The following is a 21,019-nucleotide window of genomic DNA, read 5'->3' as shown; positions in this document are numbered from 1 at the left end:
GATGCACGTGGGCGGGAGGCCGCGTTAAAGCGCTTGCCCGCACAGCGGGAAACAGATAATTCGAAAGTCATAGTGAAAATCGTCGATTTGCCCCAATTTTAACTGCAATCGCGATGCACCGGCCGGACACAGAACGGCGCATCGCAAAACCCGCTAAGCTGAACACTGCGCCGGCACCATAAGCGCTATGGCGAAGCGGAAGCGGCATAGGCCGATCACGAGCTTGAAGGAGCGAGCAGCATGAGTCAGACAGGCGAAGTCGCCACCTTGGGTGGCGGGTGTTTCTGGTGCCTCGAAGCGGTCTATCTGGGCGTCGAGGGAGTGAACTCCGTGGAGTCGGGCTATGCAGGCGGCGAGACGCAGCGTCCGACATATGAACAGGTGTGCGACGGCGCAACGGGCCACGCCGAAGTCGTCAAGGTGGACTTCGATCCGGCAAAGATCGGCTATCGCGAGATTCTGGATATTTTCTTCGCGATCCACGATCCGACACAGTTGAACCGTCAAGGTAACGACGTGGGCACGCAATATCGCTCAGTGATCTTCACGCACTCCGACGCGCAGCGCGAGACGGCTTTGCAGGCAATCCGCGAGATCGGCGAGCAGGGCATCTACGACGGCCAGATCGTCACGCAGGTACTGCCGCTCGACGGCAACTACTGGCCTGCCGAGGCCTATCATCAGAACTATTTTGCGCAACATCCCAATCAGGGCTACTGCTCCTTCGTGGTCGCGCCGAAGGTCGCGAAGTTCCGTCAGAAGTTCGCGCACCGCATCAAGGCGAGCTGACGGGGAGTGCGCCGAGATCTTCGTGCTCGTGTGCAAGCCGCGCACAGGCTTCGACGATCTCGCGCGCCAGTTCCACACAACTGAGCGGCGCTGAGCCTTCAGCCTTGTTGTTGACCGCGATCACCACCGGCTGTCCGGCAAGCGCATAACGCGCGGCCAGTTCGGCGAGCGACGCGCGCGTCGCCGGGTCCTGGTCGACGAGCCGGTCGAACGGCTCGTACTTCGCCTTCGCCTGCTCGTACTTGAAGCCGCCATGCAAGCTCCAGCGAACGATTAGCGGCCCGGCCGGTTCGCCGTCCAGCAGCGCGAGCGCCGCGGCCTGCCGCAGAGGGTCGGGCATCCGCGCATGGATGCCCACGCAGTAGCGCACGCCCGCCGCTTTGAGCGTACGAATGAAGCGCGGCGTGAGCAGACTAGCGTCGCGGATTTCGATTGCATAGCAGGTGCCTTGCGGCAGCTTCGGCAACGCCATGAGGAAGTCGCCGAGCCGTTCTATGAACGCGGCCGGCTGCGCGAGCATCTGGTCGGGCAGCGGCGACAGCTGGAACACCAGCGCTCCGGCCTTTTCGCCGAGACCTTCCAGACACGGCGTGACGAAGTCGTCGATCGCCATCTGCGCGTTGAGAAAGCATGGGTTCAGCGACACCGGCTCGCCGCGTTCGGCGCGCACGGTTGCGTCGGTGATCGTCATCGGCGCTTTCACGATAAAGCGGAAATGCTCGGGCACCTGCTGCGCGTAGCGCAGATATTCGGTGACCGTGAGCGCCTGATAGAACGACCGGTCGATGCTGACTGTCTTCAGCAACGGATGCGCGCCGTAAGCGGTGAGGCCGTCGCGCGAGAGCTTGCTGTTGCTGTACTCATCGCCGTACACAATGCCGTTCCAGCCGGGAAACGACCATGTCGATGTGCCGAGGTGCACGTGCGGCGGTAGTTGCGCGGCGAGTGCGAGCACCTCCGGTGAGGGCGGGGCGGCGAGGATTTCCTTCGTGCGCCGCTTCTTTGGCGTATCGGCTGGCGGCGGGTTTGCAGCGGCGGATGTCGGCGCTTCGTCCTGCAGCCGGTCCTGCAGCCGATCCTGCTGCTCGTCCTGCTGCCAGAGCGACGCGGCGGCGGCTTTCTCGCGCGCACCGCGCCGGCTCGCGGGCTTCGACACGGGGGCGGAGTTGGCGGCCGGAGACTGGGAGGCGGCCTCTTGCGCGAGCGGCAATGGATCGCCGGACACAGTGCGCGAGGACTTCGCGCGCGCGTCGGTTTCCGCCGACGCAACCGCCAATGCGACCGCCGGTTCCACCGGCATTCCGAATAGATCGAACTGTACCGCTTCGCTTTGCACGTCCGCCTGGAGTGACGCTTCCGGCTCGCCCGGCGCCTGTTCCACTTCGCTTGTCCCGCTCTGGCCCATCGAGATTCGACCTGCTGTTCAGTAGTTTGCGCCGCGGCGGCACGCTGGTGCACGACGCTGCGGCGCTCACGTCACAGCGGCTTCTCGTACATGTAGCGGCGCGACCACGGCAGGGTTTTAGCGCTGCGGCCGGCCTTCCGGCATACGACCTGATAGATGGAGACGTCGTCGTTTTCGAATGCGTACGCACAGCCGGCCAGATAGACGCGCCAGATGCGGAATTTTTCGTCGTCGACGAGCTTGCGGGCTTCTTCCGCATGCGCCTCGAAATTCTCCGCCCAGATGTCGAGCGTGTGCGCATAGTGACGGCGCAGGCTTTCGACGTCAACCGCTTCGAGCCCGCCGCGCTGCATCGATTCGAGCGCGAGGCTGATGTGCGGCAACTCGCCGTCGGGAAACACATAACGGTCGATGAACTCGCCGCCGCCAAGCGCGGTTTCGCCACTATCCGAGTCGCTCGACGTGATGCCGTGGTTCATCGCGACGCCGTCGTCGGCGAGCAGGTCGTGCATCTTCCTGAAATAACCCGGCAGATTTTTGCGGCCGACGTGCTCGAACATGCCCACACTCGTGATGCGGTCGAATTGCCCTTCGACGTCGCGGTAATCCTGCAGACGAATTTCGATCTGATTTTCGAGGCCCGCAGCTTTCACACGCGCCGTGGCGAGATCGAACTGGTTCTGTGACAGCGTCACGCCCACGCATTGCGCACCGAATTTCTGCGCCGCGCGCAGCACCAGCGCGCCCCAGCCGCAGCCGATGTCAAGCAGGCGCTGCCCCGGCTGCAACTGGATCTTGGTGAGGATGTGGTCGATTTTCTTGATCTGCGCGGTCGCCAGATCTTCGTTGCCGTTCTCGAAGTACGCGCACGAGTACACCATGTTCTCGTCGAGCCACAGCTTGTAGAACTCGTTCGAGACGTCGTAGTGATACTGGATCGCCTTCCGGTCCGACGCTTTCGAATGCTGGAAATAGCGCCGCATGCGTGCGAGTTTGCTCGCACTGGTGACGGTATTGCGCGCGAGCTGATAGCCCACGTTGATGATGTCCGAGAGCTTGCCCTCGATGTCGATCTTACCCTTGACGTATGCCTCGCCCAGATTGTCGAGGCTCGGTTCGAGCAGGTAAGGCAGCGCCGTCGCGCTTTTCACATGCAACGTGACCTGAGGCGCGGCGAACCGCCCGAAGTCGTGTTGCTGGCCGTCCCACAGCACGAGACGTGCTGGTAAGTCAGCCTTGGTCTTTACTTCTTCCACCCACTGCGCCAGCTTTTTCTCCCAGAACATGCGATCTCTCCGTGTCCGTTGAACTAAAGCGAAGCTTGTGTGGAGCGCAAATCAGTGCGGCGCGACTCCCATGCCGCGAGATGCGATCCGTGCGCCGCGCGCTGCTGCGTTGGCTGCGCGCTGGCGGCATTGTTTGTGTCGATTCACGGCGAGAGACGGGAGATCTGCCAGTTGCTGTTCTCGCTTACGCGCGTGTAAAGCAGGCGGTCATGCAGACGCGACGGCCGACCTTGCCAGAATTCGATTGCTTCGGGCACCAAACGATAACCGCCCCAATGCGGCGGACGGGGAGGTTCATCGCCATATTGCAGGCGCATTTCGCGTTCGCGCGTTTCGAGCTGCGAACGGCTTTCAATCACCTGACTCTGATTCGATGCCCATGCGCCGATTCGCGAACCGGCCGGACGAGACGCGAAATACGCGTCGCTTTCTTCCGCACTCGTTTTGACGACGCGCCCCTCGATGCGCACCTGGCGCTCGAGCTCGATCCAGTAGAACAGCAGGCTCGCGTACGGATTGGTGGCTAGCTCGCGGCCTTTGCGGCTTTCGTAGTTGGTGAAGAACACGAAGCCCCGTTCGTCGACGCCCTTGATCAACACGATGCGCGCCGAAGGCCGGCCGCGCGAGTCGACGGTGGCGAGCGTCATCGTATTCGGTTCGGGCAGCTTCGCGTCGACAGCCTGTTGAAACCAGACGTCGAATTGCCGGAACGGGTTGCGATCTACGTCGCCGATGTCCAGAGAACCCAGCGAATAGTTTTTTCGAAGTTCGGCGAGTGAGGTCATGTTGTTATGCGAACGCTACAGTCAGGGCAGTATAGCTAAGGCATTAATTTTTTGCGCGCGACTGGGTCAAGCGCGACGCAGGCCCGGCGTGCATGATCGGGTAATGCCCCGGAGCGCGACAGGGTGATTGCGGCGGCAATGCTCATGCAGGCGTTCAGGCAAAATACGGCTGCGCGATCTAGAAGCGCGTCCGTTTCCTGCCTGTTCAATGAGTCCTATCATGTCGACCACCGCGCAATCTGATCTTACTACCAGCCTCGACGGGAGTGAAACCGCCGACCGTGCGCGGCGCTTCGGCGGCATTGCGCGTCTGTACGGCGCGCCGGCGCTCGCCGCTTTCGAAAGCGCGCATGTCGCGGTGATCGGCATTGGCGGAGTTGGGTCGTGGGTGGCCGAAGCGTTGGCGCGCAGCGCTGTCGGCACACTGACGCTGATCGATCTCGACAATGTCGCGGAGAGCAACACGAACCGGCAGATTCACGCGCTTGACGGCAACTACGGAAAACCGAAAGTCGAAGCGATGGCTGAGCGCATCGCGGCAATCAATCCGTTCTGCGACGTGCGCCTCGTGGAAGACTTCGTCGAGCCCGACAACTTCTCGGCGACGCTCGGCGGCGGCTTCGACTATGTGATCGACGCTATCGACAGCGTACGCACCAAAACCGCGCTGATCGCGTGGTGCGTCGAGCGCAAGCAGCCGTTGATCACAATTGGCGGCGCGGGCGGCCAGCTGGATCCGACGCGCATTCGCATCGACGATCTTGCGTTGACGATTCAGGACCCGTTGCTGTCCAAAGTGCGTGGGCAGTTGCGGAAGCAGCACGGGTTTCCGCGCGGGCCGAAAGCGAAATTCAAGGTGAGCGCGGTGTATTCGGACGAGCCGCTCATCTACCCGGAGGCGGCGGTCTGCGATATCGATGCGGAAGCGGAGCACGTCACCACGTCGCCCGGTCATACGGGGCCGATCGGCCTGAACTGTGCGGGCTTCGGTTCGAGCGTTTGCGTGACGGCGAGTTTTGGTTTCGCCGCGGCCGCGCATGTGCTGCGTGCCTTGGCGAAACAGGCGGGGTGATGCGTTTCTGGCGCGGCAAGCGGCGTGCGGCACGAGCCGGAATTCAGCCCGACGCCGCACGCGAGGTGCGGGTGCCTAGACTCGCTTCAGTACAGCGCCGCGCTTAGCTTGCGCCGCCATTGCGACACCAGCTCCGGCTGATGCGCGGCGAGATCGAACACGGAGAGCATGGTCTTACGGCCAATGTCGTCGCGGAACGTGCGGTCGCGCTGCACGATGCCCAGCAGATGTTCCAGCGCGCCCTCGTATTTGCGGCGTGCGATCAGCGCGCTTGCCAGATCGAAACGCGCCTCCAGATCGTCCGGATGACTTGCGACGCGCGCTTCCAGTGCGTCGGTGGGCGGCAGGTCGGCGGCAGCATCCACGGCGTCGAGCCGCGTCTTGATCGCGTTGAAGCGCGCGTCGATGCCTTGCGTGGTTTTCGGCGACAGCAGATCGACTTCGTTGCGCGCCTCGTCGATGCGGTTGTCGTCGAGCAGCATCTCGATGCGATCCATGCGTGCTTCGTCGAAGCCCGGATCGTAGGCGAGCGCGGATTCCAGCGCATCGTAAGCGTCTTCGCGGCGACCTTCTTCGAGCGCGGTCTGCGCCTCGAGACGCGCGGCATCCGCGCCTTGCGGCACGAGCCGCTCGATGAATTCGCGCAGCTGGCCCTCAGGCAGCACGCCGATGAACTGATCCACCGGTTGGCCGTCGGCAAACGCCATGACGTGCGGGATGCTGCGCACCTGGAAGTGCGCGGCGAGTTCCTGATTCTCGTCTACGTTCACCTTGACGAGCTTCCATTTGCCGGCGGCTTCGGCTTCGAGCTTTTCCAGCATCGGGCCAAGCGTCTTGCAGGGGCCGCACCACGGCGCCCAGAAATCGACCAGCACAGGGGCCAGTGTCGACGCCGTGATGACGTCCTTTTCAAATGTGGCCAAAGTGGTGTCCATTGCGTCCTCGTCGATAAAAACGGTTTGTCTGCTAGTTGGGGCCGAACGGCGTGGATTCAATGTTCAATGCGTGCCGCGCCGTCGCCGGGACTGGCCGTCATTTCTTTTGCGGCAGCGGAATCCATTCGGTTTCGCCCGGCACTTTGCCCATCTCCTGATTGGTCCATGCCACTTTCGCGGCTTCGATCTTCTCGCGCGAACTCGCGACGAAATTCCATTCGATAAAGCGTTCACCGTCGAGTTTCTCGCCGCCCAGCACCATCACGCGCGCACCGTGCGTGCTCGCGAGGGTGACGGTCTCGTCGAGCGCGAGCACTGCCATCTGGCCGACTTCGAGCGGCGTGCCGTCGATTTCCAGATCGCCGTCGACAAGATACACGCCGCGTTCCTCGTGCTCCGGTTCCAGCGCGAAGGCGCTGCCCGGCGCGAACTCGCCGGCGACATACAACGTGCCGGAAAACGTCGTGACAGGCGACGTTTCGCCGAAGGCCGTGCCGGCGATCACGCGCAGCGTGACGCCGTTGCGTTCGACCACCGGCAGCGTGTCGGCGGCGTGGTGCGCGAACGACGGCTCCACCTCTTCGTCTTCGAGCGGCAGCGCGACCCACGTCTGAATGCCGTGGATGGTCTGGCCGTTCGCGCGGTCCTCGGCGGGCGTGCGCTCGGAATGGACGATGCCGCGCCCGGCCGTCATCCAGTTGACGTCGCCGGGGATGATTTTCTGCTCGGAGCCGAGGCTGTCGCGATGCATGATCGCGCCTTCGAACAGGAAGGTCACCGTGGCAAGGCCGATATGCGGATGCGGACGAACGTCGAGGCCGACGCCCGGTTCCAGCGTCGCCGGTCCCATGTGGTCGAAAAAGATGAACGGTCCGATCAGCCGCGCGGCCATTGCAGGCAGCACGCGCCGCACAGTCAGACTGCCGACATCGCGCAGATGCGGTTTGAGAACTGCTTTGATCGAAGAGGACATGGCGGGCTCGGCTGAATAAGGAGGAAGAAATTTCTCAATGGACGATTCTACTGCGGAGGGCGCAACGACGACGTTTCGCAGCACAGTCCTGCTCCGAAAATCCGTAGCACGAACAATCACGTGTCCCGCCACCCTCCGCTAAACTGGCAGGTTCAATAATCAATTGGAGACTGGGATGTCACCCAGGGACCTGCTGCTCGCACTGATCGTGGTGATCGCGTGGGGCGTCAATTTCGTTGTGATCAAGGTGGGCTTGCATGGCGTGCCGCCCATGCTGCTAGGCGCGCTGCGCTTCATGCTCGCCGCGTTTCCGGCGGTATTTTTCGTCAAGCGTCCGCAATTGCCGTGGCGATGGCTGCTGGCATACGGCATGACGATCTCCTTAGGGCAGTTCGCCTTCCTGTTCTCGGCCATGTACGTCGGCATGCCTGCGGGGCTCGCGTCGCTCGTATTGCAGGCGCAGGCATTTTTCACGCTGATCTTTGCGGCGTTTTTCCTGCACGAACGCTTCCGCTTGCCGAACGTCGCCGGTTTGCTGATTGCAGCTGCCGGGCTCGCCGTCATAGGCATGCAAGGCGGTCACGCCATGACGCTCGCCGGTTTCCTTCTCACGCTGTGCGCCGCGTGTTCGTGGGCGCTCGGCAACATCGTCACGAAGAAAGTCGGCAAGGTGGATCTGGTCGGCCTCGTGGTGTGGGGCAGCCTGATTCCGCCGCTGCCGTTCCTGGCGCTGTCGTATGCGTTGGAGGGCCCGCAGCGAATCGCTGCGGCGCTGTCGGGTATCAGCGCCATGTCGATCTTCGCGATCGTTTATCTCGCGTTCATCGCCACGCTGATCGGCTACGGTTTGTGGAGCCGTCTGCTGTCGCGCTATCCGGCGAGCCAGGTCGCACCGTTTTCGCTGCTCGTGCCGATCGTCGGCCTGGCATCTGCATCTCTCTTTCTCGATGAACGGCTTTCCGGCGCGCAGATCGCCGGCGCGGTACTGGTAATGGCAGGGCTCGCGGTCAACGTGTTCGGCGGATGGGTCGCTCAGCGCCTGTCGCCGGCGCGTTGAATCGCGCTACTGAACGAGAAGGGAAGGAAAAACGGCCGCATTATTGCGGCCGTTTTTTTTGCGTCGTCGTATGCGTCGTCGAATGACAGCGCACTATACGCGCGTCACGTCATGCGGTTCTTCGCGAGCGGCGGGTTCGCCGCAAAGTAACGCTTGATGCCCGTCATGATCGCGTCCGCCATCTTGTCGCGGTACGCGTCGTCGTTCAGGCGGCGTTCTTCGTCCGGGTTGCTGATGAACGCGGTTTCCACGAGGATCGACGGAATATCCGGCGCCTTCAGCACCGCAAATCCCGCCTGTTCGACCGAGCCCTTGTGCAGCTTGTTGATTCCGCCGATCTCTTTCAGCACGAAGTTGCCGTAGCGCATCGAGTCGCGGATCTGCGCGGTGGTGGACATGTCGAACAGTGCGCGGTTGACGGTCGCGTCGGCGGACTTGATGTTGATGCCGCCAATCTGATCCGACGAGTTCTCCTTGTTCGCCATCCAGCGCGCGGCTGCGCTCGACGCGCCATGCTCCGACAGCGCAAACACCGACGAGCCCCGCGCCTCGGGCGTGGTGAACGCGTCCGCGTGGATCGACACGAACAGATCCGCGCCAACGCGCCGCGCCTTTTGCACGCGCACGTTCAGCGGCACGAAGAAGTCGGCGTCGCGAGTCATCATGGAGCGCATGTTCGGCTGCGCGTCGATCTTCGCGCGCAGCTTCTTGGCGATGTCGAGCGCGACGTGCTTTTCGTAAGTGCCCGAGCCGCCGATTGCCCCCGGATCTTCGCCGCCATGTCCCGGATCGATCGCGACCGTGAGAAGGCGGACCGTGTTGCTCTTGCCCGGCTTCGGCGTGGTGAACGCGTAGGTGTCGTCGCTCGCGTCGTCGTCGTTGCCGAGGCTGTTAGCGCTGTTGCCACCGCTACTACCGTTACTACCGCTGCCTTTATTGCGCGCGATTGCGCTGGGCGGCGACGCGGGAGCGCCCGGTGTCGCCGGCTTCGCGATGATCGGCGGGATCGGCGGCAGTGGCGTGGGTGCGCCGTGCGCGGGCGGACGTGGCACGCTCGGCGCCGACCCGCTGCCGCCGTTTTGCGCATAACGCTCGAAGAACGCTTCGCTGTTGTCGGCGACCGGCGGCGTGGTGCCCGGGCCGCTCAATGTGGCCGGCGGCGCGCTGTTTTCTTCGTTCAGCGTTTGCTGCTTGCGCTCGCTCTGCGCGAGCAGTTCCATCAGCGGATCGGGTGCGACGGCGGGATACAGGTCGAACACGAGCCGGTACTTGTACGCGCCGACAGGCGGCAGTGCGAACACCTGCGGCTTCACCGAGCCCTTCAGGTCGAACACCATACGCACGACGTGCGGCTGGAACTGGCCGACTCGCACCGACTGGATCTGCGGATCGTTTGGCGTGATCTTCGAGACGAGGTCCTTCAGCGCCTGGTCGAGATCGAGGCCGCTGAGATCGACCACGAGCCGGTCCGGACCCTGAAGCAACTGCTGCGCGTTTTGCAGCGGCTGATCGGATTCGATCGTCACCCGCGTGTAGTCGCGCGCGGGCCATACGCGCACGCCGAGCACCGAGCTGGCGAGTGCAAGACGCGGTGCGACGAGACCGAGCACAAGCGTGGATGCGCCCGCGCACAGAATCTGCCGGCGCCGCCAGTTATGCGTTGCGGTTGCCGCCGATTCGATCGAGCGGAACGGTTTGATCAACATCTTTCGAGACATGCCTTTCCTGTTTCGCTGTATGCCCGTGCGACGAGTACGCGGCCGTCGCCCTCGCTATCCAGGTCGAGCGAGAAGACGAGATCCGGCACGCCGAGAAGACGCCCCGCGCGTTGTGGCCATTCGACGAGGCAGACTGCGCCGCTGTCGAAATATTCGCGAAAGCCGGCGTCGGCCCATTCGGCCGGATCGGTGAATCTGTACAGATCGAAGTGATAAAGCGCGAGTTCCCCGGTGGGTCGCTCGAGCACGTAGGGCTCGACGAGCGTGTACGTGGGACTGCGCACGCGGCCCGTGTGACCGAGGCCGCGCAACGTGGCGCGCACGAGTGTGGTTTTGCCCGCGCCGAGATCGCCGACCAGTTGTACTTGTAGACCGTGGAATGCCTGAGCAGCCTCGCCGCTGACCTGGCCTTGTGCTGCGACGGCGACGCTTTCGATGGCCCGTGCGAAGCGCTCGCCGAATGCGAGCGTGGCGGCTTCGTCCGCGAACGTGAAGGCGCGTTCGAGCAGAACTTCGGCGGGCGGCGCGATCGCGCGATCGGGATGGTCAGGCATTCTCGTAAAATGGCGTGATGAACCGAAGTCCGGAGTCTCCCGTGTCCCCTGCGCCCAATGCGCCGACGTCTTGCGACGAGGCGCGCGCCGAGCGTCAATTCGATGAAGCGGCGCTGCATGCGCTCGCGCGAAACATCAAGACGTGGGGTCGTGAACTGGGTTTCGGGGCGATCGGCATTAGCGACACCGATCTCTCCGCTGCCGAAGCGCCGCTTGCAGCCTGGCTGGAAGCGGGGTGCCACGGCGAGATGGATTATATGGCGAAACACGGTATGAAACGCGCGCGGCCTGCCGAGCTTGTGGCCGGCACGCTACGTGTGATTACCGCTCGCATCGCCTATTTGCCCGCCCATGCAATGAGCGGAAAGCCGGACGAAAGCGAACCGCAGGAAGTGCCGCCCAGCGAGGACTGGCGGGCTGTCGAGCATGCGCGCCTGGCCGATCCGTCGGCCGCGGTGGTGTCGATTTATGCGCGCGGCCGCGACTATCACAAGGTGATGCGTAACCGTCTGCAACATCTGTCAGAGAAAATTCAGGCGGAGATCGGCGCGTTCGGTTATCGCGTGTTCACCGACTCCGCGCCGGTGCTCGAAGTGGAGCTTGCGCAAAAGGCCGGCATTGGCTGGCGCGGCAAACATACGCTGCTGCTGCAACGCGATGCGGGTTCGCTGTTCTTCCTTGGCGAAATATATGTCGATGTGCCTTTGCCGACCGACGCCGAGACGTCGCCCGAGCACGCGCCTGAAACGCCGGGCTCGCATTGCGGCAGTTGCGCGCGCTGCATCGGCGCGTGTCCGACAGGCGCGATCGTCGCGCCTTACAAGGTGGATGCCCGCTTGTGCATCTCGTATCTGACCATCGAACTGAAGGGCAGCATTCCCGTCGACATGCGTCCGCTGATCGGCAATCGTGTTTATGGCTGCGACGATTGCCAGCTCGTGTGTCCGTGGAACAAGTTCGCGCAGGCTGCGCCGGTCGCCGATTTCGACGTGCGGCACGGGCTCGATCGCGCGTCGCTGGTGGAACTGTTCGGCTGGAGCGCGGACGAGTTCGACACGCGCATGCAGGGCAGTGCGATCCGCCGTATCGGCTACGAAAGCTGGCTGCGCAATCTCGCCGTGGGCATGGGCAACGCGCTGCGTGCACCGCGCGAGAGTTTGAGTGCGGACGCCCGCAAGGCGATTGTAGAGGCGCTCGAGCGCCGCGCCGGCGACTCTTCTCACGTGGTGCGCGAGCACGTGCAATGGGCGCTCGAAGCGGCATGAAAAGCGGCGTAAAGTATCGGCAATCCGCGAGTCTGTTGTACGTCTCGAATCATCGTCGCGCGAGTCAGGAGGCGCCATGTTCAACGCAGTGATCGACGCGCCGTTCGGCAAGGTCGGCATTCGCCTGGAAGGCGAGGCCGTGCGCGAGATCGTCTATTTGCCCGAGTCGATGCAGAACGTCGCGCCTGACACGCCATTGGCGCGACAGGCGGTCGAGCAGATCGAGCGGTATTTCAGCGAGGCGTCGGCGACATTCGAACTGCCGCTCGCGCCGGTCGGCACCGCTTTCCAGCGACGCGTGTGGCAGGCAATTTGCGAGATTCCGCCGGGTGCCGTGGTGACCTACGGCCAGCTTGCCCGGCAACTCGGCAGTGTGCCGCGTGCGGTCGGCCAAGCGTGCGGCGCCAACCACTTTCCCATTGTCATTCCATGTCATCGCGTGGTGAGTTCGAGCGGCATCGGCGGATTCGCGCATCACGCCGAAGACGGTTTCTTTCGCAACGTCAAGCGCTGGCTGCTGACGCATGAAGGCCTTCCCTACGCATGAGCGATACCCTGGTTGAAGACGCGAGCGCGCAATCGCCTTCGCCGCTATCGTCGCCTTTGTTCGCGACGAGTTCCGCGTCGATCGACGCATTCTGCGACGCGCTCTGGCTCGAACACGGTTTGTCGCGGAACACGCTCGACGCATACCGCCGCGACCTGCGTCTCTTTAGCGAATGGCTCGCGCAAACGCGCAACGCGTCGCTCGACACCGCCAGCGAGGCCGATCTGAACGCGTACAGCGCCGCGCGTCAAAAAGACAAATCGACGTCGGCGAATCGGCGCCTCTCGGTGTTTCGACGCTACTACGGGTGGGCCGTGCGCGAGCATCGCGCGAAAGTCGATCCGACGTTGCGCATTCGTTCGGCGAAGCAACCGCCGCGTTTTCCGTCGACGCTCAGCGAAGCGCAAGTCGAGGCGTTGCTCGGCGCGCCCGACATCGAGACCGCCCTGGGTTTGCGCGATCGCACGATGCTCGAACTCATGTACGCGAGCGGCTTGCGTGTTACCGAACTCGTCACGCTGAAGACGGTGGAAGTCGGGCTGAACGAGGGCGTGGTTCGCGTAATGGGTAAGGGCTCGAAAGAGCGGCTGATTCCGTTCGGCGAAGAGGCGCACGGCTGGATCGAGCGCTACCTGCGCGACGCACGACCGGCGCTGCTCGGCCCGCGCGCGGCAGACGCGCTGTTTGTCACGAGCCGTGCCGAGGGCATGACGCGCCAGCAGTTCTGGAACATCATCAAGCGACATGCCGCGGTGGCCGGTGTGCACGCTCCGTTGTCGCCGCACACGTTGCGGCATGCGTTCGCAACGCATTTGCTCAATCACGGCGCCGACTTGCGCGTGGTGCAATTGCTGCTTGGGCACACCGATATTTCGACCACGCAGATCTACACGCACGTGGCGCGCGAGCGGCTGAAGTCGCTGCATGCGCAGCATCATCCGCGTGGGTGAACGTGGTTTATGAGCTAACCGCTGCCGCTGGCGTCGTGTTGCGGCTTCAGAGGAATTCGCGCAGCCGGTGCTTGAGAATCTTCCCCGTCGATGCAGCCGGTAACGCGGCAAGCACCTTCACTTCGGCGGGCCGCTTGTAGGGCGCGAGGCGCTCGACGCACCAGGCAATCAGTTCGGCCGGTGTCACGCTTGCATTCGCCGCCAGTTCGACGAACGCAATAACCTCTTCGTTGCCCTCGACAGGGCGTCCGATTACCGCCGACTGAACGACCTGCGGATGTGCGTTGAGCACGTGCTCGACCTCGGCGGGATACACGTTGAAACCGGAGCGAATGATCAGATCCTTGCTGCGTCCGACGATATGCAGCGCGCCGTCGGCGTCCTGCCGCGCCAGGTCGCCGGTTTTGAGCCAGCCGTCCTGGGTCACGGCGGCGCGCGTTTGCTGCGGGTTGCGATAGTAGCCAAGCATCACGTTCGGGCCGCGCACCCATAGCTCGCCGGTTTCGCCGACCGCGACATCGGCGCCGTCGAGGCCGACGAAACGCACTTCGACGCCCGGAATGACCTCGCCCACCGAGCAGTCGCGGCGCGGCGCGTCGAGCATGGTCTGTGAAACCGTGGGACTGCTCTCCGTCATGCCATAGCCGTTATGCAGCGGCAGACCGTAGACGCTTTCGACGTGCGCTTTCAGCGCGGCGTCGAGCGGCGAGCCTCCTGAGTAGATGAAGCGCAGATGCGGCGCGTGCCACGCATGCCCGTGCGTCTGCAAATGTTCGATCAATTTCGCATGCATGGCCGGCACGCCCTGGAAAATCGACACGCGTTCGTCGGCAAGCGCGCGCCGCACCGCTTCCGGCGCGAAGCGCGGCGCGAGGCGCAAGGTCGCTCCAGCGTACAGGCTGCCGAGACACACAGACGCAAAGCCGTACACATGCGAGATCGGCAGCACGGCGTAGACGACATCGTCGGGACGGACCTGGCGCAGGCGGCTGGATACCGCGGCGATGAACAGCAGATTGCGATTCGAGAGCATCACGCCTTTTGGCGCGCCGGTCGTGCCGGTCGTGTAGATGAGCGCCGCGCATTGGCGGTCGTTCGCGGCTTCCACCGGTTCGGCCTGCGCGGACGTGTCCACCGTGAAGGACCACGCGCCGATACCCGGCGCGACGTCTGGCGCTGCGCTTGCTCCATGACGCTGCGCGTGCTGACCGGCATCCACTGAGCTTTCCACCGCGTAGGCCGTCACGCGCGGCTGCGCGTGCGCGCGAATCGCGTCAAGTTCGGACGCCGACAGGCGCGCATTCGACACGAGCGCCCAGGCGTCGAGCCGCGCGGTCGCGAAGAGCAGCACGATCTGCGCGATGCTGTTTTCCGCCACGATCATGACCCGGTCGCCGCCACGCACGCCCCAATCGCGAAGCAACGCAGCGGTGGCCTCGACGGCTTGAACCAGTTGCGCGTTGGTGAGACGGCGTCCGTCTTCGATCAACGCGACGTGTTGCGGATCGCGCCCGGCCGCCAGCGCGGAAATATCGGAGATGCGCGCGGGCAGGGCGTCCAGTAGCGCGGGAACGTCGATCGTGGAGCGTAAAGGGGAGGCGGTACTCAAGGGCGTCTCCTGAATGCGATTGCGTGCCCGGCGTGCGTCGCGCCGGAAGATTTTCGAACGATCGTGCCACAATGCATCGAGCCGCACAATTGACCATTCGGCAAATAGCCGTTGTGCAAACTCGCCATTACAATGCGCCGATGAGCAAATCCAGACACGTGTCCGAAACGCCTGCTACGCAGTTCCTGCGCCGTCACGGCGTCGTTTTCGGCGAGCATCCATACGATTATGTCGAGCATGGCGGCACAGGTGAATCGGCGCGCCAGCTGGGCGTGGACGAACATCATGTGGTGAAAACACTCGTCATGGAAGACGAGCATGCCAAGCCGCTCATCGTCCTCATGCATGGCGACCGTACTGTCAGTACCAAGAACCTCGCACGGCAGATTGGCGCGAAGCGCGTCGAGCCGTGCAAGCCCGAAGTGGCGAATCGTCATTCCGGCTATCTGATCGGCGGAACCTCGCCGTTCGGCACGCGCAAGCAGATGCCGGTGTATGTGGAGTCGAGCATTCTCGAGATGGACAGAATCTGGCTGAACGGCGGCCGGCGCGGCTTTCTCATCAGCATCGAGCCGAAGGTGCTCACCGACCTGCTGGCAGCGAAGCCGGTGCAGTGCGCGAGCGTCGATTGACGTTTGCTTGAATGTTCGTAGCGAGCGCGCGTTCGGTAGAATGTGCGCCGCTCGGTCCGCCTCTTTGGTCCGCTGCATTGCGTCACGTTCCGTTGCGATTTTCGTTCCCCGAGCGGTTGAGGTATCCAGTTGCAGACCGCCGATCCTTTTAAGAGTCACAGATGCTAAACCTGATCGTTGCTGTCGTTGCCTACCTGATCGGTTCGGTGTCGTTCGCCGTGATCGTGAGCGCCGCGATGGGGCTCGACGACCCGCGCTCCTACGGCTCGGGCAACCCCGGTGCGACGAATGTATTGCGCAGCGGCAGCAAGAAGGCCGCGATCCTGACGTTGATCGGCGACGCGTTCAAAGGCTGGCTGCCGGTGTGGTTCGTCGTGCATTTCGGCGCCCGTTACGGGCTCGACGATACGTCGGTGGCGATTGCGTGCGTCGCCGTGTTTCTGGGCCACCTGTATCCGGTGTTCTTCCGCTTCAAGGGCGGCAAGGGCGTGGCGACGGCAGCCGGCGTGCTGCTCGCGATCAACCCGATCCTGGGCGTGGCAACGCTGCTGACGTGGCTGATCGTGGCGTTCTTCACGCGCTACTCGTCGCTCGCCGCGTTGGCGGCGGCAGTATTCGCGCCGATCTTCGACGGCTTCCTGTTCGGGCCGCACATCATTGCGCTGGCGATTGTGGTGATGAGCTCGCTGCTCGTGTGGCGTCATCGCGGCAACATCGCCAAGCTGATGCGCGGCGAGGAAAGCCGCATCGGCGACAAGAAAAAGGCGGCTGCGGCTGCGAGCGCAGGGGCGGGCGAGGATCGTTGAGCGGCTGGGTTGCGGCCGCGCGCGGCTGCGTCCTGCGGGTGCCATGCCTTTGCAACTGTTGCTTGCGTTTGCAATGCGCTCGCCGCTGCAGCGCCCGCCATGGCTTACGCGCCGTGGCGCTTCTTGAACAAACGCTCAGTCGCGGAAGTTGTTGAAGTCGAGCGGCGTGTCGGTCACGTCCTTGCGCAACATCGCGATCACGCTTTGCAAATCGTCGCGCTTTGTTCCGGTGACGCGAACCGCGTCGCCCTGAATGCTCGCCTGAACCTTGATCTTGCTGTCCTTCACGAGTCGCACGATTTTCTTCGACAGATCGCCGGACACGCCTTTCTTGATCTTGATGACCTGCTTGACCTTGTCGCCGCCGATTTTCTCGATCTTGCCGTAGTCGAGAAAGCGTACGTCCACGTTGCGCTTCGCCATTTTCGACAGCAGCACGTCTTTCACCTGGCCCAGCTTGAAGTCATCGTCCGCATAGGCGGTGATTTCGTTTTCCTTGTGTTCGACGCGCGCGTCGGACCCTTTGAAGTCGAAGCGGGTTGAGATTTCCTTGTTGGACTGCTCGATCGCGTTCTTGACTTCGATCATGTTCGCTTCGCAGACGACGTCAAACGATGGCATTGCATTCTCCCAATAGTGCGGCGGTGCGCGACGCAGCCGGTCGGCTCGTCGTGTGGCACTCGCTATAATCACGGACCGATGTCATTTTACCGACGCCGCCCCCATTTGCCTAAGGCCGCCGCGCGGCCGCAGCCCGAAGCCGTTTTCGGCTCGTCGCCCGATAGTTCTCATCCAATGTCTCACACCGATTCCGCCGATTCCGCCGAGTTCGTTGCCGGCTATCCGCTCAAGGCCCACAACACTTTCGGCTTCGATGTCCGCTCGCAGTGGGCTTGCCGCATCGAGCGCGAAGCGCAATTGCTCCCCGCAGTGCGCGACCCGCGCGCGGCCGGCTTACCGCGTCTCGTGCTCGGCGGCGGCAGCAATGTCGTGCTGACAGACGATTTCGCTGGACTGGTGCTGCTTGTGGCCTTGCGCGGGCGCCGGATCGTGCGCGAAGACGCCGACGCCGTGTATGTCGAAGCGGCGGCCGGCGAACCGTGGCACGACTTTGTTGCGTGGACTCTCGCTCAAGGGCTACCCGGTCTCGAAAATCTTGCGCTGATTCCCGGGACGGTGGGCGCGGCGCCGATCCAGAACATCGGCGCGTACGGCCTCGAGATGTGCGAGCGCTTCGCGTCGCTGCGGGCCGTCGAGCTTGCGTCCGGCAAGACGGTCGAGTTCGATGCGCAGGCCTGCGCGTTCGGCTACCGCGACAGCTTTTTCAAGCGCGAAGGACGCGATCGTTTCGTGATCACGTCGGTCGTTTTCCGTTTGCCGAAGGTGTGGCAACCGCGCGCGGGTTATGCAGACCTGGCGCGTGAACTCGCCGCGAGCGGCTATGCCGCCAATGGCGAGCAGCCCGGCGCAAAGGCGATCTTCGACGCCGTCGTCGCGGTGCGGCGCGCCAAATTGCCCGATCCGCTTGAACTGGGTAACGCAGGGAGCTTCTTCAAGAATCCGGTGATAGACGCCGCGCAGTTCGAGGCGCTGAAAAGCAGCGAGCCGGACGTGATTTCCTACGCGCAGCCCGACGGGCGCGTGAAACTTGCGGCAGGGTGGATGATCGACCGTTGCGGGTGGAAGGGCCGTGCGCTGGGCGCCGCCGGCGTTCACGAGCGCCAGGCGCTGGTGCTGGTCAATCGTGGCGGTGCGAGTGGGGCGGATGTGCTGGCGCTTGCACGAGCAATTCAACGCGATGTGCAGGCGAGATTTGGCGTCGAACTTGAAGCCGAGCCCGTTTGCGTGTGATTACGGGCGGCGTAAGCCGTTCTGGCGAGCCGAGGACTGTCTGACGGTAAGGAAAAAATAAAGGCGCCGGGGCTTTTTGGCCCCGGCGCCTTTTTGTATGCCTGCGTTGCGGCGTCAGCCGCGCTTTAGCACATCACGCGTCGATCGCGGCTCAGGTCGTCGCCGTCCGCTACCGTGCGCCGCCCAGTGCATGTCTCGGCGCTGAACTTCACACGGCGCGAAGTGGCCGTCGCCGGAGCTTGCGGCTTAGCCGCGCTGACGGCGGGCGTTCTCGGCGATGCGCATACGCAAAGCGTTCAGCTTGATGAAGCCGCCGGCGTCGGCCTGATTGTAGGCGCCGCCGTCGTCGTCGAACGTTGCAATGGTCTTGTCGAACAGCGTTTCCTTCGAATCGCGAGCGACCACCGACACGCTGCCCTTGTACAGCTTCACGCGCACCCAGCCGTTGACTTTCTCCTGCGTGTGGTCGATCAGCACCTGAATCGCGCGACGCTCCGGGCTCCACCAGTAGCCGTTATAAATCAGCGACGCGTAGCGGGCCATCAGGTCGTCTTTCAGGTGCGCGACTTCACGGTCGAGCGTAATCGACTCGATGCCGCGGTGCGCCTTCAACATGATCGTGCCGCCCGGCGTTTCATAGCAGCCGCGCGACTTCATGCCGACATAGCGGTTTTCCACCAGGTCGAGACGGCCAATGCCGTGCTTGCCGCCGAGACGGTTCAACTCGGTGAGCATTTCCGCCGCCGAGAGGCGCTTGCCGTTCAGCGCGACCGGGTCGCCGTGCTCGTATTCGATATCGACGTATTCGGCCTGATCCGGCGCCTGTTCGGGCGACACGGTCCAACGCCACATGTCGGCTTCGGCTTCCGCTTTCGGGTCTTCCAGATGACGGCCTTCGAACGAGATGTGCAACAGGTTCGCGTCCATCGAATACGGCGCGCCGCCTTGCTTGTGCTTCATTTCGATCGGAATGCCAGCTTTTTCCGCATAGGCGAGCAGCTTTTCGCGTGACAGCAGATCCCATTCACGCCACGGCGCGATCACCTTGATGCCCGGCTCGAGCGCGTAGTAGCCGAGTTCGAACCGAACCTGGTCGTTGCCCTTTCCGGTTGCGCCATGCGACACCGCCTCCGCGCCGGTGGCGCGCGCGATTTCGATCTGACGCTTGGCAATCAGCGGACGCGCGATCGACGTGCCCAGCAGGTACTCGCCTTCGTAAATCGTGTTCGCGCGGAACATCGGGAACACGAAGTCGCGCACAAATTCTTCGCGCAGGTCTTCAATGAAGATGTTTTCCTGCTTGATGCCGAGTTGCAGTGCCTTCTTGCGCGCCGGTTCCAGCTCTTCGCCCTGGCCGATGTCGGCCGTGAACGTGACGACTTCGGCGTCGTAGTTGTCCTGCAACCACTTCAGGATGACGGAGGTGTCGAGGCCGCCCGAATAGGCGAGCACGACTTTCTTGATATCGCTCATGGTGAACTCGTAGCTGGAAAAAGCGGGAAAACAAGGCGCGCCGGCGGTCCCGGAGCGCGGAAAACAACTATTTTGACACTAAACGGCTGCGTGGCCGCATTTTGCGGCTTCTGCGACCGAGTGGCGGCGCATTTGCGCGCTCACTTGCGGCCTGATTGTCGACTGGAAGTGCAGCGGCGCATTGGGTGCTGTGCGAGGCCCCGGCGCCGATGCCTTGCCGCGCAGTCGACGCGCGGTCGCGCCTCACGCAGTGGCTGCAAAGCAGTCGGCTCAGTGATTGAGCTTGCCCAGCAGCAGATATTCCATCAACGCCTTCTGCACGTGGAGACGGTTTTCGGCCTCGTCCCACACGACGCTTTGCGGGCCGTCGATCACTTCCGCGCTCACCTCTTCGCCGCGGTGGGCTGGCAGGCAGTGCATGAAGAGGGCGTCCGCATTGGCGCGCGACATCATCTCCGCGTCGACGCACCAATCGGCAAAGGCCTTCTTGCGCGCTTCGTTCTCTGCTTCGAAGCCCATGCTGGTCCACACGTCGGTAGTGACCAGATCGGCACCTGCACAAGCTTCGTTCGGATCGTCGAACTCCTGGAAGAACGGCGCGCTCTCCGCTGCGACCAACGCGCGGTCGAGCTTGTAACCCGGCGGCGTGGACAGGCGCAGCTTGAAGCCGAGAATCTGCGCGGCTTCAATCCATGTGTACAGCATGTTATTGGCGTCCCCGACCCACGCAACCGTTTTTCCGCGAATCGGGCCGCGATGCTCGAAGTACGTGAAAATGTCGGCCAGCACCTGGCACGGGTGATATTCGTTTGTGAGACCGTTGATCACCGGCACGCGCGAATTTTCGGCAAAGCGCTGAATAATGTCCTGACCGAACGTGCGGATCATGATGATATCGACCATGCGCGAGATCACTTGCGCTGCGTCTTCGATCGGTTCGCCGCGACCCAATTGCGTGTCGCGCGTGCTCATGAAGACGGCATGGCCGCCCAACTGGAAAATACCGGCTTCGAACGAGAGGCGTGTGCGAGTCGAATTCTTTTCGAAGATCATCGCCAGCGTGCGGTCGTGCAGCGGATGGTAAGTCTCGTAGTTCTTGAACTTGCGCTTCAGAATTCGCGCGCGCTCCAGCACGTACTCGTAGTCGTCTAGCGAGAAATCCTTGAACTGCAGATAGTGGCGAATTTTCTTGGCGGTCATGAAACAAATACGGCGGTCTCACCCGGCAGGATTGCCGGACGGCGCCGCCGTCGTTATGTGGTAACTCAATGCAGCATAAAGGATTTCGCCTCATTTGACGAGTCGGCGAAAA

At 63.1% G+C, this 21,019-nt stretch carries 20 protein-coding genes; 9 read left to right on the top strand and 11 right to left on the bottom strand.

Annotated elements, in window-relative coordinates; genetic code table 11:
- Window positions 1-240 precede the first annotated feature (240 nt).
- Window positions 241-789, top strand: coding sequence for a peptide-methionine (S)-S-oxide reductase MsrA (gene msrA, locus SB753_RS14320; protein WP_020069179.1), 549 nt, complete (start codon window positions 241-243; stop codon window positions 787-789).
- Here the strand turns inward: msrA and SB753_RS14315 are convergent.
- The 3 genes from SB753_RS14315 to pdxH all read right to left on the bottom strand — a co-directional run bounded on the left by SB753_RS14315 (window position 776) and on the right by pdxH (window position 4,265).
- Window positions 776-2,194 carry a DUF72 domain-containing protein gene (locus SB753_RS14315; protein ID WP_410800470.1) on the bottom strand — a complete coding sequence of 473 codons (1,419 nt, stop codon included), beginning with the start codon at window positions 2,192-2,194 and terminating at the stop codon, window positions 776-778. The two genes, msrA and SB753_RS14315, sit on opposite strands and share 14 nt — an antisense overlap.
- 71 nt (window positions 2,195-2,265) lie before the next feature.
- On the bottom strand, window positions 2,266-3,480 hold the full coding sequence (locus tag SB753_RS14310) for an SAM-dependent methyltransferase (RefSeq protein ID WP_020069177.1): 1,215 nt from the start codon (window positions 3,478-3,480) through the stop codon (window positions 2,266-2,268).
- A 143-nt stretch (window positions 3,481-3,623) separates the two neighbouring features.
- Window positions 3,624-4,265, bottom strand: a complete 642-nt coding sequence (gene pdxH, locus SB753_RS14305; RefSeq protein ID WP_020069176.1) for a pyridoxamine 5'-phosphate oxidase — start codon at window positions 4,263-4,265, stop codon at window positions 3,624-3,626.
- Window positions 4,266-4,485: 220 nt separating this feature from the next.
- Here pdxH and tcdA point away from each other — a divergent pair, with 220 nt between their 5' ends.
- The gene (tcdA, locus tag SB753_RS14300) at window positions 4,486-5,337 is read left to right on the top strand and encodes a tRNA cyclic N6-threonylcarbamoyladenosine(37) synthase TcdA (RefSeq protein WP_410800469.1); all 852 of its coding nucleotides are present in this window, start codon (window positions 4,486-4,488) and stop codon (window positions 5,335-5,337) included.
- A gap of 86 nt (window positions 5,338-5,423) precedes the next feature.
- On the opposite strand, the gene trxA is transcribed toward tcdA, so the two are convergent.
- Both trxA and SB753_RS14290 read right to left on the bottom strand, forming a co-directional pair.
- Window positions 5,424-6,272: a thioredoxin gene (gene trxA, locus SB753_RS14295; RefSeq protein ID WP_020069174.1), complete on the bottom strand. Its 849-nt coding sequence runs from the start codon at window positions 6,270-6,272 to the stop codon at window positions 5,424-5,426.
- A 97-nt stretch (window positions 6,273-6,369) separates the two neighbouring features.
- On the bottom strand, window positions 6,370-7,245 hold the full coding sequence (locus SB753_RS14290) for a pirin family protein (RefSeq protein ID WP_204522378.1): 876 nt from the start codon (window positions 7,243-7,245) through the stop codon (window positions 6,370-6,372).
- Window positions 7,246-7,420: 175 nt separating this feature from the next.
- On the opposite strand from SB753_RS14290, the gene SB753_RS14285 reads away from it, so the two are divergent.
- Window positions 7,421-8,302: an EamA family transporter gene (locus SB753_RS14285; protein ID WP_410800468.1), complete on the top strand. Its 882-nt coding sequence runs from the start codon at window positions 7,421-7,423 to the stop codon at window positions 8,300-8,302.
- 104 nt (window positions 8,303-8,406) lie between these two features.
- On the opposite strand, the gene SB753_RS14280 is transcribed toward SB753_RS14285, so the two are convergent.
- On the bottom strand, window positions 8,407-10,020 hold the full coding sequence (locus tag SB753_RS14280; protein WP_214877591.1) for an N-acetylmuramoyl-L-alanine amidase: 1,614 nt from the start codon (window positions 10,018-10,020) through the stop codon (window positions 8,407-8,409).
- A complete protein-coding gene (tsaE, locus tag SB753_RS14275; RefSeq protein ID WP_410800467.1) occupies window positions 10,002-10,574 on the bottom strand; it encodes a tRNA (adenosine(37)-N6)-threonylcarbamoyltransferase complex ATPase subunit type 1 TsaE in 573 nt (190 codons plus the stop codon). Before tsaE ends, SB753_RS14280 begins: the two co-directional genes overlap by 19 nt.
- A gap of 17 nt (window positions 10,575-10,591) precedes the next feature.
- On the opposite strand from tsaE, the gene queG reads away from it, so the two are divergent.
- The 3 genes from queG (at window position 10,592) to xerD (ending at window position 13,336) form a co-directional block, all read left to right on the top strand.
- On the top strand, window positions 10,592-11,839 hold the full coding sequence (gene queG / locus SB753_RS14270; RefSeq protein ID WP_410800466.1) for a tRNA epoxyqueuosine(34) reductase QueG: 1,248 nt from the start codon (window positions 10,592-10,594) through the stop codon (window positions 11,837-11,839).
- A 76-nt stretch (window positions 11,840-11,915) separates the two neighbouring features.
- Complete coding sequence (locus SB753_RS14265; protein ID WP_410800465.1) at window positions 11,916-12,386, top strand: methylated-DNA--[protein]-cysteine S-methyltransferase; 471 nt, start codon at window positions 11,916-11,918, stop codon at window positions 12,384-12,386.
- Window positions 12,383-13,336 carry a site-specific tyrosine recombinase XerD gene (gene xerD, locus SB753_RS14260; protein WP_088175667.1) on the top strand — a complete coding sequence of 318 codons (954 nt, stop codon included), beginning with the start codon at window positions 12,383-12,385 and terminating at the stop codon, window positions 13,334-13,336. The genes SB753_RS14265 and xerD overlap by 4 nt, the downstream gene beginning before the upstream one ends.
- Before the next feature lie 46 nt (window positions 13,337-13,382).
- Here xerD and SB753_RS14255 read toward each other — a convergent pair whose 3' ends face one another.
- The gene (locus tag SB753_RS14255; protein ID WP_410800464.1) at window positions 13,383-14,945 is read right to left on the bottom strand and encodes a class I adenylate-forming enzyme family protein; all 1,563 of its coding nucleotides are present in this window, start codon (window positions 14,943-14,945) and stop codon (window positions 13,383-13,385) included.
- 140 nt (window positions 14,946-15,085) lie between these two features.
- Between SB753_RS14255 and ybaK the strand changes: the two genes are divergently transcribed.
- A complete protein-coding gene (gene ybaK, locus SB753_RS14250; protein ID WP_020069165.1) occupies window positions 15,086-15,577 on the top strand; it encodes a Cys-tRNA(Pro) deacylase in 492 nt (163 codons plus the stop codon).
- A 161-nt stretch (window positions 15,578-15,738) separates the two neighbouring features.
- Window positions 15,739-16,383: a glycerol-3-phosphate 1-O-acyltransferase PlsY gene (plsY, locus tag SB753_RS14245; protein ID WP_410800463.1), complete on the top strand. Its 645-nt coding sequence runs from the start codon at window positions 15,739-15,741 to the stop codon at window positions 16,381-16,383.
- Between the two features lie 135 nt (window positions 16,384-16,518).
- On the opposite strand, the gene SB753_RS14240 is transcribed toward plsY, so the two are convergent.
- A complete protein-coding gene (locus SB753_RS14240) occupies window positions 16,519-17,004 on the bottom strand; it encodes a YajQ family cyclic di-GMP-binding protein (protein ID WP_020069163.1) in 486 nt (161 codons plus the stop codon).
- A gap of 174 nt (window positions 17,005-17,178) precedes the next feature.
- On the opposite strand from SB753_RS14240, the gene murB reads away from it, so the two are divergent.
- Window positions 17,179-18,234, top strand: coding sequence for a UDP-N-acetylmuramate dehydrogenase (murB, locus tag SB753_RS14235; protein ID WP_410800462.1), 1,056 nt, complete (start codon window positions 17,179-17,181; stop codon window positions 18,232-18,234).
- A 246-nt stretch (window positions 18,235-18,480) separates the two neighbouring features.
- Here the strand turns inward: murB and SB753_RS14230 are convergent, their stop codons facing one another.
- Together SB753_RS14230 and argF are read right to left on the bottom strand one after the other, a co-directional pair.
- The gene (locus SB753_RS14230) at window positions 18,481-19,707 is read right to left on the bottom strand and encodes an argininosuccinate synthase (protein WP_027778938.1); all 1,227 of its coding nucleotides are present in this window, start codon (window positions 19,705-19,707) and stop codon (window positions 18,481-18,483) included.
- Window positions 19,708-19,977: 270 nt separating this feature from the next.
- Window positions 19,978-20,907 (bottom strand): ornithine carbamoyltransferase, encoded by a 930-nt coding sequence (argF, locus tag SB753_RS14225; protein WP_020069160.1) that lies wholly within the window; start codon window positions 20,905-20,907, stop codon window positions 19,978-19,980.
- Window positions 20,908-21,019 lie beyond the last annotated feature (112 nt).

The organism is Paraburkholderia sp. SIMBA_053 (assembly GCF_046534895.1).
GTDB lineage: Bacteria > Pseudomonadota > Gammaproteobacteria > Burkholderiales > Burkholderiaceae > Paraburkholderia > Paraburkholderia caledonica.
This window is presented reverse-complemented; position numbering and strand designations above follow the sequence as displayed.

What these genes read in the sequence shown, in the direction of transcription:
- tsaE (WP_410800467.1), bottom strand. Translation starts at nt 10,574, where the DNA reads ATGCCTGACCATCCCGATCGCGCGATCGCGCCGCCCGCCGAAGTTCTG.
- SB753_RS14285 (WP_410800468.1), top strand. Translation starts at nt 7,421, where the DNA reads ATGTCACCCAGGGACCTGCTGCTCGCACTGATCGTGGTGATCGCGTGG.
- xerD (WP_088175667.1), top strand. Translation starts at nt 12,383, where the DNA reads ATGAGCGATACCCTGGTTGAAGACGCGAGCGCGCAATCGCCTTCGCCG.
- SB753_RS14230 (WP_027778938.1), bottom strand. Translation starts at nt 19,707, where the DNA reads ATGAGCGATATCAAGAAAGTCGTGCTCGCCTATTCGGGCGGCCTCGAC.
- pdxH (WP_020069176.1), bottom strand. Translation starts at nt 4,265, where the DNA reads ATGACCTCACTCGCCGAACTTCGAAAAAACTATTCGCTGGGTTCTCTG.
- SB753_RS14240 (WP_020069163.1), bottom strand. Translation starts at nt 17,004, where the DNA reads ATGCCATCGTTTGACGTCGTCTGCGAAGCGAACATGATCGAAGTCAAG.
- queG (WP_410800466.1), top strand. Translation starts at nt 10,592, where the DNA reads ATGAACCGAAGTCCGGAGTCTCCCGTGTCCCCTGCGCCCAATGCGCCG.
- SB753_RS14280 (WP_214877591.1), bottom strand. Translation starts at nt 10,020, where the DNA reads ATGTCTCGAAAGATGTTGATCAAACCGTTCCGCTCGATCGAATCGGCG.
- plsY (WP_410800463.1), top strand. Translation starts at nt 15,739, where the DNA reads ATGCTAAACCTGATCGTTGCTGTCGTTGCCTACCTGATCGGTTCGGTG.
- SB753_RS14290 (WP_204522378.1), bottom strand. Translation starts at nt 7,245, where the DNA reads ATGTCCTCTTCGATCAAAGCAGTTCTCAAACCGCATCTGCGCGATGTC.
- ybaK (WP_020069165.1), top strand. Translation starts at nt 15,086, where the DNA reads ATGAGCAAATCCAGACACGTGTCCGAAACGCCTGCTACGCAGTTCCTG.
- murB (WP_410800462.1), top strand. Translation starts at nt 17,179, where the DNA reads ATGTCTCACACCGATTCCGCCGATTCCGCCGAGTTCGTTGCCGGCTAT.
- trxA (WP_020069174.1), bottom strand. Translation starts at nt 6,272, where the DNA reads ATGGACACCACTTTGGCCACATTTGAAAAGGACGTCATCACGGCGTCG.
- argF (WP_020069160.1), bottom strand. Translation starts at nt 20,907, where the DNA reads ATGACCGCCAAGAAAATTCGCCACTATCTGCAGTTCAAGGATTTCTCG.
- msrA (WP_020069179.1), top strand. Translation starts at nt 241, where the DNA reads ATGAGTCAGACAGGCGAAGTCGCCACCTTGGGTGGCGGGTGTTTCTGG.
- SB753_RS14315 (WP_410800470.1), bottom strand. Translation starts at nt 2,194, where the DNA reads ATGGGCCAGAGCGGGACAAGCGAAGTGGAACAGGCGCCGGGCGAGCCG.
- SB753_RS14310 (WP_020069177.1), bottom strand. Translation starts at nt 3,480, where the DNA reads ATGTTCTGGGAGAAAAAGCTGGCGCAGTGGGTGGAAGAAGTAAAGACC.
- tcdA (WP_410800469.1), top strand. Translation starts at nt 4,486, where the DNA reads ATGTCGACCACCGCGCAATCTGATCTTACTACCAGCCTCGACGGGAGT.
- SB753_RS14265 (WP_410800465.1), top strand. Translation starts at nt 11,916, where the DNA reads ATGTTCAACGCAGTGATCGACGCGCCGTTCGGCAAGGTCGGCATTCGC.